Annotated in this window: 11 protein-coding genes; 7 read left to right on the plus strand and 4 right to left on the minus strand. The window is 68.2% G+C overall.

Going from position 1 to position 11,150, the window contains the following annotated elements:
• The first annotated feature begins 2 nt into the window (after positions 1-2).
• On the plus strand, positions 3-734 hold the full coding sequence (locus tag E3T42_RS16330; RefSeq protein ID WP_134365266.1) for a pyrimidine reductase family protein: 732 nt from the start codon (positions 3-5) through the stop codon (positions 732-734).
• An 87-nt stretch (positions 735-821) separates the two neighbouring features.
• Here E3T42_RS16330 and E3T42_RS16335 read toward each other — a convergent pair whose 3' ends face one another.
• From E3T42_RS16335 to E3T42_RS16345, 3 genes are read right to left on the minus strand one after another with little or no spacing between them, the layout of a single operon-like run.
• Complete coding sequence (locus E3T42_RS16335; protein WP_134365265.1) at positions 822-2,477, minus strand: DNA repair helicase XPB; 1,656 nt, start codon at positions 2,475-2,477, stop codon at positions 822-824.
• A gap of 43 nt (positions 2,478-2,520) precedes the next feature.
• Positions 2,521-4,416 carry a helicase-associated domain-containing protein gene (locus E3T42_RS16340; RefSeq protein ID WP_134403392.1) on the minus strand — a complete coding sequence of 632 codons (1,896 nt, stop codon included), beginning with the start codon at positions 4,414-4,416 and terminating at the stop codon, positions 2,521-2,523.
• A gap of 2 nt (positions 4,417-4,418) precedes the next feature.
• The gene (locus tag E3T42_RS16345) at positions 4,419-4,694 is read right to left on the minus strand and encodes a hypothetical protein (RefSeq protein ID WP_134365263.1); all 276 of its coding nucleotides are present in this window, start codon (positions 4,692-4,694) and stop codon (positions 4,419-4,421) included.
• A gap of 92 nt (positions 4,695-4,786) precedes the next feature.
• Between E3T42_RS16345 and E3T42_RS16350 the strand changes: the two genes are divergently transcribed.
• On the plus strand, positions 4,787-5,167 hold the full coding sequence (locus E3T42_RS16350; protein ID WP_134403397.1) for a cold-shock protein: 381 nt from the start codon (positions 4,787-4,789) through the stop codon (positions 5,165-5,167).
• A complete protein-coding gene (locus E3T42_RS16355; RefSeq protein ID WP_134403393.1) occupies positions 5,160-5,741 on the plus strand; it encodes a DUF3027 domain-containing protein in 582 nt (193 codons plus the stop codon). The genes E3T42_RS16350 and E3T42_RS16355 overlap by 8 nt, the downstream gene beginning before the upstream one ends.
• 142 nt (positions 5,742-5,883) lie before the next feature.
• On the opposite strand, the gene serC is transcribed toward E3T42_RS16355, so the two are convergent.
• A complete protein-coding gene (gene serC, locus E3T42_RS16365; protein WP_134365260.1) occupies positions 5,884-7,002 on the minus strand; it encodes a phosphoserine transaminase in 1,119 nt (372 codons plus the stop codon).
• Positions 7,003-7,074: 72 nt separating this feature from the next.
• Between serC and E3T42_RS16370 the strand changes: the two genes are divergently transcribed.
• The 4 genes from E3T42_RS16370 (at position 7,075) to E3T42_RS16385 (ending at position 10,905) form a co-directional block, all read left to right on the plus strand.
• On the plus strand, positions 7,075-7,782 hold the full coding sequence (locus E3T42_RS16370; protein WP_134365259.1) for a metal-dependent transcriptional regulator: 708 nt from the start codon (positions 7,075-7,077) through the stop codon (positions 7,780-7,782).
• A 425-nt stretch (positions 7,783-8,207) separates the two neighbouring features.
• Positions 8,208-8,909 (plus strand): C40 family peptidase, encoded by a 702-nt coding sequence (locus tag E3T42_RS16375; protein ID WP_134365258.1) that lies wholly within the window; start codon positions 8,208-8,210, stop codon positions 8,907-8,909.
• 337 nt (positions 8,910-9,246) lie between these two features.
• Entirely contained in the window at positions 9,247-9,744 is a 498-nt protein-coding gene (locus tag E3T42_RS16380) for an HNH endonuclease (protein WP_134365257.1), read from the plus strand.
• A 453-nt stretch (positions 9,745-10,197) separates the two neighbouring features.
• Entirely contained in the window at positions 10,198-10,905 is a 708-nt protein-coding gene (locus E3T42_RS16385) for a CHAP domain-containing protein (protein ID WP_160141117.1), read from the plus strand.
• Positions 10,906-11,150: the final 245 nt, after the last annotated feature.

The raw sequence follows: 11,150 nt of genomic DNA on the forward strand, positions 1-11,150 counted from the left end.
CGATGCTGGCGCAGGGCGACCTCATCACGCGGTACGCGGTGGCCGATCGCACGGTTCCGAGGCTGCGGGTGAATTTCATCTCCAGCCTCGACGGGGCCGCCACGCACGACGGCCTGAGCGGTGGGCTGAACAATGACGACGACAAACTCGTCTTCGATACGCTGCGTCTGCTCTCCGACGTGATCGTCGTCGGAGCGGGCACGGTGCGGGGCGAGGGGTACGGCGGCATCCGTCTGGACCCCGCGGATGCCGCGTGGCGCACCGCGCGAGGGCTTCCGGCGCAGCTGCCGGTCGCGATCGTGTCGTCGCGGCTGGACATCGACCCCGGGCATGCCGTGTTCACCGAGGCGCTGGTGCGGCCACTCGTCGTGACGCACGCGGCATCCTCGGCCAAGCGTCGCCGGGACCTCGCGGAGGTCGCCGACATCCTGATCTGCGGCGAGGACGCCGTCGACCCGCGACGGATGGTCGACGCCCTCGCCGCCCGGGGCCTGAGCCAGGTGCTCTGCGAGGGCGGGCCGCACCTGTTCGGCGCCCTGATCGAGGCGGACTGCGTCGACGAGCTGTGCCTGACGATCAGCCCCGTGCTCGAGGCCGGCGGCGCGGGCCGGATCGCCCGGAGCGGCACGGCCGCCACCCGGCGGATGGCGTTGCTGCAGGTGCTCACCGCGGGCGATATGCTCTTCCTGCGCTATGGCCGCCGCGAGGAGTCCGAGGAGGCCGAGGAGACCTGACGACTCCGCCGAACCGTGAGTTGCGCCCCCATTCCGGCCGGGAAACGGGGCCGAACTCACGGCTCGGCGGCGAGGCGGAGGGACGGGTCAGGCGGTGACGGTCTGCGCGTCGAGGTTCTGCGAGTCGAGGATCGTGTAGCTGTAACCCTGCTCGGCCAGGAAGCGCTGGCGGTTCTGGGCGAAGTCCTGGTCGACCGTGTCGCGGGCGACCAGGGTGTAGAAGTTCGCGGAGAGGCCGGATTCCTTCGGGCGGAGCAGGCGTCCGAGGCGCTGCGCCTCTTCCTGGCGTGAGCCGAAGGAACCGGAGACCTGGATGGCCACGGTCGCCTCGGGCAGGTCGACCGAAAAGTTAGCGACCTTGGAGACCACGAGCAGGTTCTCCTCGCCGACCCGGAAGGCCTGGTACAGGCGCTCACGCTCGTCGACGGGGGTCGCGCCGGTGAGCTTGGGCGCGTTCAGGGCCTCGGCGAGCTCGTCGATCTGGTCCAGGTACTGGCCGATGACCAGGATGCGTTCGCCCGGGTGCTTGGCGACCAGCCGCTTGACCACGTCCAGCTTGGCCGGCGCGGTGGCGGCCATCCGGTACCGCTCGTCGTCGGCGGCCGCCGCATAGCTCAACCGTTCGGACTGGGGCAGGTCGATCCGCACCTCGTAGCAGGAGGCGGGGGAGATGAAGCCCTGGGCTTCGATTTCCTTCCACGGGGCGTCGAATCGCTTGGGCCCGATCAGGCTGAACACGTCGCCCTCGCGGCCGTCCTCACGAACGAGGGTGGCCGTCAGGCCGAGGCGGCGGCGCGCCTGCAGCTCGGCGGTGAGCTTGAACACCGGGGCGGGCAGAAGATGCACCTCGTCGTAGACCACGAGTCCCCAGTCCATCGCGTCGAGCAGCTCGAGGTGGGCGTACTCACCCTTCCGCTTGGCGGTGAGGATCTGGTAGGTCGCGATCGTGACGGGCTTGACCTCCTTGACCTGGCCGGAGTACTCGCCGATCTCGTCGGCCGTCAGGGTGGTGCGCTTGAGCAGCTCGTCGCGCCACTGCCTGGCCGAGACGGTGTTCGTGACGAGGATGAGCGTGTTGGTCTTCGCGGTGGCCATGGCCCCGGCTCCGACCAGGGTTTTCCCGGCGCCGCAGGGCAGCACGACGACGCCGGAGCCGCCGTCGAAGAAGCTGGCGACGGCCTTGTTCTGGTAGTCGCGCAGCGCCCAGCCGTTTTCGAGCAGGGCGATCGGATGCGGCGTGCCGGGCGTGTACCCGGCGAGGTCCTCGGCCGGCCAGCCCAGTTTGACCAGCTCCTGCTTGAGCTGCCCGCGGGCCCACGCCTCGACCAGGAACGAGTCGGGGGAGGGGCGCCCGATCAGCAGGGGCGCGATGCGCTTGGCGCCGGCCACCTCGGTGAGCACGGCTTCGTCGTTGCTCTGCAGGATGAGCCGGCCCTCGGCGTCGCGCTCGATCACGAGACGTCCGTACCGGCCGACGGTCTCCGTGATGTCCACGCTGACGGTCTGCGGGATGGCGAACTTGGAGTACTTCTCGAGCGTGGCCAGCATGTCGGAGGCGTCATGCCCGGCGGCCCGCGCATTCCACAGCCCGAGCCGGGTGATCCGGTAGGTGTGGATGTGCTCGGGAGCGCGCTCCAGCTCGGCGAATACGGCCAGATCATGGCGCGCATCCTCGGCGAAAGGGTGCGCCACTTCGAGCAAAACCGTGCGGTCACTTTGGACGATCAGAGGGCCATCAGACATAGCCGTCAATCCTACGCCCGCTCGGCCCCGCGGCTTGCACCCTTTACGGGGCCGGCGTGATGCTGATGATGCTGGACAGGGGAAGGGTGCGCTCGATGTCGGCGCGACGGTCCCGGGCGCGGAAGCGTCCGCCGCCCACGCTCGCCGGCTCCAGCAGGTAGTCGACCACGACGCCGCCGGGCATGGCGATGCTGACGACGACGGTCTGCTTCGACTTGATCGCGGCGTCGAGCTGCCGGGCGAGCCAGGCATCCGCAGCCTGGCCCTCACCGCCGTCGGCGGCCCGCAGCTTCTCGACCAGCGCGATCGTGGGATCCGTATTGGGGACCGGCACGATCCGGGCCAGCTGGTGACGGCGCAGGTGCACGATCTCGTGTGTGGCGTCTTCGGCGGCGACGGGATAACGCGCGTCGGTGAGCGCCCAGAAGACCACATCCGAGGCGAACCGGCTGGTCAACCGCGTCTCGGCGGCGGGGACGAGCCCCAGGGATGCCAGGGTCTGGTCGACCGCGATGGTGCCGAGCAGCGCGGTGTCGTCCGAGACCACATAGCTCAGGAACGGCGCCTCGTCCGGGCGGGCGGCCCCGACCCTGACCCGGCCGTACCGGGCGGCCGATTCACGGATCAGGTAGTCCACGGGTTGCGGGATGCCGGTCAGCGAGACGGCGCGCAGGAACTCCAGCAGCGATTCGGCGGTCTCCCCGGCCGCGAGGGCGCGGTTGACGGAGTTCGCGGTGATGCGGTAGCTGAGGGCAAGCTCCCGGCTTTCCACGTCGGCGAGGCCACGGAGCCGGGTGTCGATCGAGGGGGCGAGCGGCCCGGGGGACACGATCGACAAGTCGTGCTGCAGGTAGACGGCGCCGCCGGTGGCTGGCAGGGAAGCCGCCATCGTCAGGGTGGCCGCCTCCAGGTCTCCCGCGAGCACCTGGGCTCCGGCCGGGCTCGTGGTCTGGTTGGCCGTGATGCCGAGCAGTTCCGCGTCCTCGGCGAACTCGGTCACCCGGTCGTCCATCCACTGGCCGCCGGCCGGGTAGAGCCAGACCACGAAGCCGCGCAGGACGTCGCCCCAGGAGACGCCGGGGCGGTGGGCGAGGATGCCGCGCACATCCGCCGGCAGCGCGGCGTGCCAGGCGTCGGCGAGCACCGCCCAGCGGCGGGCGGTGCCCTCGAGCAGCCAGGCCTCGCCGGCCTCGGTCTCGTTCCAGTAGCCGTCGGAGTGCGCGATCAGTTCGGCCCGGGCCGCCGTGGCCACGAACGAGGGGACGGCCTCGAGCTCGACGCCCATCACCGCGGCGAGCCGCTTGGTGTCGGGCAAGCCGAGGCCGCCCCGGCTGAGTTCCCTGGCCGGTTCGCGGGCCAGCTCGGTGACGAGCTCGGCGACGGATGACACGGCGCCGAAGGCGCGCTCGGCGGCGAGGCGGTCGGTGAACCGGTCGGTGGTGGCGACGCCGGCCAGCGCGGCGGGCGCCGGGACGCCGGCCAGCTGCACGGCCGTCGGCAGCCCCAGCTCCGGCCAGGTGAGCAGCTGGTCGTGGACCGCGTCGTAGGGGCTGAACCGGTGACCGTCCAGGCGCGCGAGCATCAGCGCGTCGAGCTCGGCGGCGCGAGCCGCGACCTCCGTCACGGCGACGGGTGATCCGGACAGCGCCCCGAGCCGTTCGGCCAGCCGGGCCAGGGTCGGGGCGGTGCTCGGGGGTGCCGCGTCGGCATCCGTCGCCGCCGATTGGCCCTCGGTGGCCAGCTCGCCGGCCACCGCGAGCACGGAGAGCGTGGCCCGGTCGAGCCGGGTCAGCACGCGTTGGATCGCGTCCGGATCGAGCAGCGCCTCGGCGAGGTCGAAGAAGTCGCGGATGCCGACGGCTGAGACATTGCGGACGGCCAGAGTGCGGCGCAGCGTTGCGTCATCCAGTGCGCGAAGGCGTGAAGCGAGCGTGAGCATGGCTACTCCTTGTTCTGTCGTGCCTCGCGTGCGCGGCGCAGTCCGGTCATCACCATCAGGGCGATGATCAGGACGAACCCGATTGGCAAGCCGAAAAGCGGCAAGGCGAGTATCAACGGCCAGACCCCCTGGCCGAATCCGTTGTTCGCTCCAGCCCCGACTGCGGTGCCGATGATGACGGCAAGGAAAGCGAGGATGGACAGACCCACCACACCCGCAACCATGTAAGCAAGGATGCGTTCGAGCCGGCTGGCGGCTTGTGGAGTTTGATTGGTCACAGTCCCAAGGATACGGGCAGGGACCGGCGCAACCGAATATGCTGGGTGCGGTCGGCGCGCATCCCGCGCGCCCGGAATCCAGCGAGGTCCAGATGCCCACCGGCAAGGTCAAGTTCTACGACGAGGAGAAGGGTTTCGGCTTCATCACCTCTGATGAAGGCCACGAGGTCTTCCTCCACGCTTCTGCGCTGCCCGCCGGAGTAACGGTCAAGGCAGGAACCAAGCTCGAATTCGGGATCGCCGACGGCAAGCGCGGAGCGCAGGCCCTGTCGGTTCGGATCATCGAGGCCCCGCCGAGCCTGGCCAAGCTCAGCCGCAAGCCGGCTGACGACATGGCCATCATCATCGAAGACCTGGTGAAGCTGCTCGACGGCATCGGCGCCAGCCTGCGACGCGGCCGCTACCCGGACAGCGCGCACAGCCACAAGATCGCCGCCATGCTGCGCAAGGTCGCGGAGGAACTCGATGCCTGAGGCCGTCGCTGACGCTCGGCTCCTGGCCGCCGTCGACCAGGCCCGCGCCGCGCTCCTCGAGATCACCCCGGCCGATACCGTCGGCGAACCGCTCGGCCACATCGTCGAGGGCGAACACGTCCTGTCGCTGCTGTTCGACTGCAACCTGCCCGGCTACCCGGGCTGGCGCTGGACGGTCAGTCTCTCCCGTGTGGACGAGGACTCGGAGCCCAGCGTTCTCGAAGCCGAGCTCACGCCGGGCGACGACGCGCTGATCGCGCCGGAGTGGGTGCCGTGGTCTGACCGGCTCGCCGACTACCGCACGGCTCAGGAACTCGCCGCTGCCGTGGCCGCGGCCGAGACGCTCGACCTGGACGACGAGGACGAAGACGACCTCGACGAAGACGAGTCCGACGAGGACGACCTCGACGATGAGGAAGACGACGAAGAAGACCGCGGCGAGGATGTCCTGGACGGGATCGACTTCGGTGAGGGCCTAGCGGCGCCGCACCTGAACCCAGACGAGTCCGGCGAGGCCGAGGCCGAGGCCGATGACGGCGCACCAGAGCCACCAGCCGAGCCCGGCCGCCACTAGCTCCGCACGGAACACGAACGCCAGGGCGACGGCGAGGAGCCAGCCTGCGGAGCCCGCAAGGAAAGCCTTGCGGGCATCCGTTCGGGCAGGCAGCGGATCGGGCCGTCGTTCACTGTCCTTCAGCCAGATCCGCATGCCGGGACTACTGACCCAGGTTCTGCACAACGAACTCGATCGACTTGACGAGCTGACGCACGTCGGAGGGCTCGATCGCGGTGAATGTGGCGACGCGCAACTGGTTGCGCCCGAGCTTGCGGTAGGGCTCGGTGTCGGAGATCCCGTTGGCGCGCAGCGTCTTGGCGATCGCTGCGGCGTCGATCGAGTCGTCGAAGTCGATCGTCGCGACGACCTGCGACCGGTGCGTCGGGTCGGTGACATACGGCGTCGCGTAGGAGACGCTCTCGGCCCAGTCGTAGAGAACGGATGACGACTCACGGGTGCGCGCGGAAGCCCACGCCAGTCCGCCGTTGCCGTTGATCCAGTCGAGCTGGTTCTCGATCAGCAGGAGGGTGGCCACGGCCGGCGTGTTCAGCGTCTGGTTCAGGCGCGAGTTGTCGATCGCGTTCTTCAGACTGAGGAACTCCGGGATGTACCGCCCGCTGGCGGCGATCCGTTCGACCCGCTCGATCGCTGCGGGGGAGAAGAGGGCCATCCACAGGCCGCCGTCTGCAGCGAGGTTCTTCTGGGGAGCGAAGTAGTAGGCATCCGCCTGGTCTGCTTCGTAGTCGATCCCGGCGGCGGCGCTGGTGGCGTCGATCACGGTCAGGGCGCCGGGGTCGGCGACCACGCGGGTCACCGGGGCCATCACGCCGGTCGAGGTTTCGTTCTGCGGCCAGGCGTAGACGTCCACGCCTTCGGTCGGTACGAACTCGCTCCGGGAGCCGGCCGGCGCCTTGATCACATCGGGGGCGGTAAGGAAGGGGGCGGCGGCTGCGGCGGCGAACTTGCCGCCGAACTCGCCGAAGACGAGGTTCTGGCTGCGCTCGGAAATAAGGGAGAAAGCAGCGGCATCCCAGAACGCGGTGGACCCGCCGTTGCCGAGAATAACTTCATAACCGTCCGGAGCGCGCAGCAGCTCCGAGAGGCCGGAACGCACGCGCCCGACGAGGTTTTTAACGGGAGCCTGACGGTGAGAGGTGCCGATGACACCCGCGCCGACCTTTGCTAGATAATCGAGTTGCTCCTGGCGGACTTTGGACGGGCCACAGCCAAATCGCCCATCAACGGGCAGAAGTTCGGAGGGAATTTTCAGTGTCGACATGGCCACGATTCTATCCGTCGTCGACCGGACGATAAGGTTGGCCATTGACGGAGGCTGACAGGAAGGCTCGGTATGGCAGATCTCATCGACACCACCGAAATGTACCTCCGCACGATCCTCGATCTCGAGGAGGAGGACATCGTTCCTCTTCGTGCCCGCATCTCCGAACGCCTCGGTCAATCCGGTCCCACCGTGTCCCAGACCGTGGCCCGGATGGAGCGCGACGGCCTCGTCGTGGTGTCCGGCGACCGGCACCTCGAGCTCACCGTCGACGGGCGGCGCAAGGCCGTGCACGTGATGCGCAAGCACCGTCTCGCCGAGCGACTCCTGAGCGACGTGATCGGTCTCGAATGGGAGTTCGTTCACGACGAAGCCTGTCGCTGGGAACACGTGATGAGCGAGCAGGTCGAGCGCAAGATCCTTGAAATCCTCGGTCACCCCACCGAATCCCCGTACGGCAACCCGATTCCCGGACTCGATGAGCTGGGCGATTCCCCGGCCGTCGCGTTCATGGCCGGCGTGACGAACCTGGTCGACGTGGTCTCGCGTTCCTCCGAACCGGTGACCGCCGTGGTGCGCCGGCTCGGCGAGCCCGTGCAGGTCGATCCGGTACTCCTGGCGCAACTGAAGAACTCCGGGATCATGCCCGGCGCGTTGGGGGTCTTCTCCGCCGTCGGATCGTACGTTCTCGTCACGGTCGACGGCTTCGGCGACGGCCTGGAACTGCCGAACGAGGTCGCGAGCCACATCTTCGTGACCACTCCGGTGGCCGGCGCGTAGCCCATCACTGCCGCTTTCCGGCTCGATTCCGCCGCGCTGGATGCTGCGAATCCGCCTGATTCTGTTACCAATTTGTTAGAAATATCGCGGATTGAGTGACAAACGGATGAACGTCACGTAGCTTGGAGGCGTCCCACAGGCCAACTTCCGGTCGACGGGCCCGGATCAAGACGCCTTTCTCTCCCATCTCTTGCCTCGGTACTCACACGCGCCCAGCGCATTGGATGGGGCAACTACCTAGTGTTGTCGAGGCGCCGGAGGTAAACACTTTGGCTGCATTAGGTAATAAATCATTGCGTCGAGCCCGAAACTCGACGTCCGGCACCATCGACAGGGTCCACTCGGAGCTCGGCCTCTACCAGCCTCCCGCTCCCCGTCCAAAATCGCGTTCCCGCCGCCGGGGCGCGGTGGCGAACATCATCTTCATGACCTTGGCCAGCGGTTTGGTCGCGACCATGGCCCTCCCCGCCTACGCGTTCGCGCCGGCATCGGAGGGCGACCAGTTCGGGGCGAGTGCCGCGACCGAGCTGACGAAGTCCGGCGCCCAATCCGTGGAAGTCACGGACCAGGCCAACACGATCACCGTGGCTCGCGACGGTTTCTCGGCCACCAGCACCGAGGAGCTGGCGGCTTCGAAGGCGGCCACGAAGGCCGTCGCGGATGCCGCTGCGGCCGCCGCAGCGGCAGAGGCTAGCCGTCAGGCAGCCGCCGCGGCCATGACGACCTACGCGGCCTCTTATACCGGGCCCTCGACCGCCGACTATCTTGCGGCCCCGGCGCACCCGAGCTTCGATCTCGCATCCGTCTACGGCGTCGCCTCGCAGTACCAGGGCGTTCCCTATGTCTTCGGCGGGGCGACACCGGCCGGTTTCGACTGCTCCGGGTTCGTCATGTACGTCTACGCGCAGTTCGGCGTGTCCCTGCCGCACTCCTCCACCGGGCAGGGCGCCGTCGGAACTCGGATCTCCCTGGCCGAGGCCCAGCCGGGAGACTTGGTTATCATGGACGGCCACGACGGGTTCTACGCCGGCAACGGCAACATCCTGCACGCGCCCTATGAGGGCGCGTCGGTGCGCGTGCAGCCGATCTGGACCAGCTCGTACTACATCGTGCGGCTCGGCATCTGAGCGCAGGTGAACGTTCCGTAACACCTCGCACATTCGGCGCAGCACCCTATCGGGCTGTGCCGAATGTGAGTTAACCTGATGCTCTGATGTTCTGCGAGTTGTCGGGAGAGCCAATGCGTGAGCGGCGCACGATTCACACCATGGATCTGCGCTGCCGCTTCGCGCCGCGGCAGATCAGTCACACAACACTGAGTTGCGCGTGTCCCGGACACGCCGCTGCCTGCGGGGCGCCGTCCGAGTGACGACGCCCCTTTTGTGTATCTGCTCGCTCCCTTCTCGCTGACAGAAGACAGTTCGAATGGCTGGAAGCCGTCCAGCCCTTTTCGAAAGGGAACGCATGCGAACACTGGTCCTCAACGCGGGGTACGAGCCCCTTGCCGTGGTGTCATTCAAAAGGGCGCTCGTGCTGGTGATGAATCAGAAGGCCACGATCGTGCAGGCCGAGGAGGGGCATCCGGTCTGCGCGGCCTCCGGCACCTGGGAGCGGCCCAGCGTCATCCTGCTCACCCGTTACGTCCGCATCCCGCGGTCCAGGGCCGTGCCGGTCAGTCGCCGCGGCGTGCTGCGCCGGGATGACCACCGCTGCGGTTACTGCGGGAAGACGGCCAGCACGATCGATCATGTGCAGCCCCGCTCGCGCGGAGGCCGTGACAGCTGGGACAACCTGGTGGCCTGCTGCCTGCGCTGCAACAACCTCAAAAGCGACCGCACCCCGGGCGAGATGGGCTGGAAACTCCTGTTCGCCCCGCGGATGCCGCTGGGCACGACCTGGGTGGTGCGCGGCGCGGAGCGGCCGTTGCCGCAGTGGGACGAGTACCTCGCGCCTGCAGCGTGACGGCCGAACGATCGCCGATTGCCGAAGCTTGAATCTCGAATGTAACGGTGATGTAACGCCGCAGGGTGACTTCTCGGCCCCGTTCCCCTAGTGTGGTGGAGTGCCGACCTCGACTTCGGCCCTGTAGAGGATCATCTTTTGCCCCATCCCGGCGTACCCGGCAGTCCTGGTCCTTCAGCGAACCCCGTTCCCGTGCTCTCACGCCGGGAATTCCGCGCACGGCGCGAGGCTGCGGCGGCCGAGGCAGACGCGGCCGTTGCCGTTGGTGGCGCTCCTGTTCCCATCCCTGTCCCGGCCACGGATCCTCTGTTGTCGGTGTCGTCTCCCGGGGCGGATGTGGCCGCGATCGTGTCCCAGCCCCGTCTTCGTCAGCCGAAATCCCCGCCTCCCGCCGCGAAGGCACCCACCCGGCCAGCGCGCGCGTCGCACCGCCGCAGCCCGCTGAGGATCGCCGTGACGCTGCTGGCGATCCCCGGACTGTTCCTCACCGCGGGACTGCCCGCGTACGCCTTCTCTCCCGGAACAGGCGAGGGCAGCAGCATCGCCTCCGCTCATGCGCGGGCAACCCAGGACGCCCAGGGCGTCACCGTGGACGCTAGTGCGGTCGCGGTCACGGTCGCCCGGGACAGCTTCACCGCCACCTCGACGGAAGAACTCGCCGATCGGGCGGCCGAAGCCCTGTCCGCCCAGAAGGCCGCGGATGCGGCCAAGTCGGTTGCGGCCAACTTCGCGGTGTACGGCGTGCGGACGGAAGGCGACGACTACCCCTGGTTCGACCAGGCACCCGACACCCAGGGTGGCGGACTGTCACCCCTCGGCTATTACTACCGCGAATGCGTGGACTTCGTGGCCTGGCGTCTCAACCGGGATGCCGGCGCGACCAGCGCGCCGTGGGCCTGGACCTGGGGCTCCCTGACGCCCGGCGGCGGTGACGCGAGCAGCTGGTCCAGCGCCTGGTCGAACCATGGCTGGGCCACCGGCAAGACCCCCGTCGTCGGTGCGGTCGCCTGGTTCACGTACAACCACGTCGCCTATGTGCAGTCGATCAACGCCAACGGTTCCGTCGTGCTCGAGGAGTACAACTGGATGGGCAGCCACGCCTACCACACGCGCACGGTGTCGGCCAGCGAGGTCCCGAAGTTTCTCTACCCGCCCGCCTAGGGCTCTCCTCGCGCCACCTCTTCTCGGCTCGGCCTTTCGCCGCCGAGCCGTGAGTTGCGCCCCTTTTTCGCGCCCGGAGAGGGGCGTAAGTCACGGCTCGGCGAGGTTTTGGGTCCGGTTTTGCGGCGCCTCGCTGGCCGGGGAATCCCACGAGTAACACCCGCCTCATTCGTAACTATCTGCGAAATACTTTGGTAAATAGTTGAGATAGTCTCGACACCACGTACGCTTTTTGCTAAAATCGG

Origin of the sequence: Cryobacterium sp. TMT4-10 (genome assembly GCF_004403275.1) — a bacterium.
In the GTDB taxonomy this organism is placed as follows: domain Bacteria; phylum Actinomycetota; class Actinomycetes; order Actinomycetales; family Microbacteriaceae; genus Cryobacterium; species Cryobacterium shii.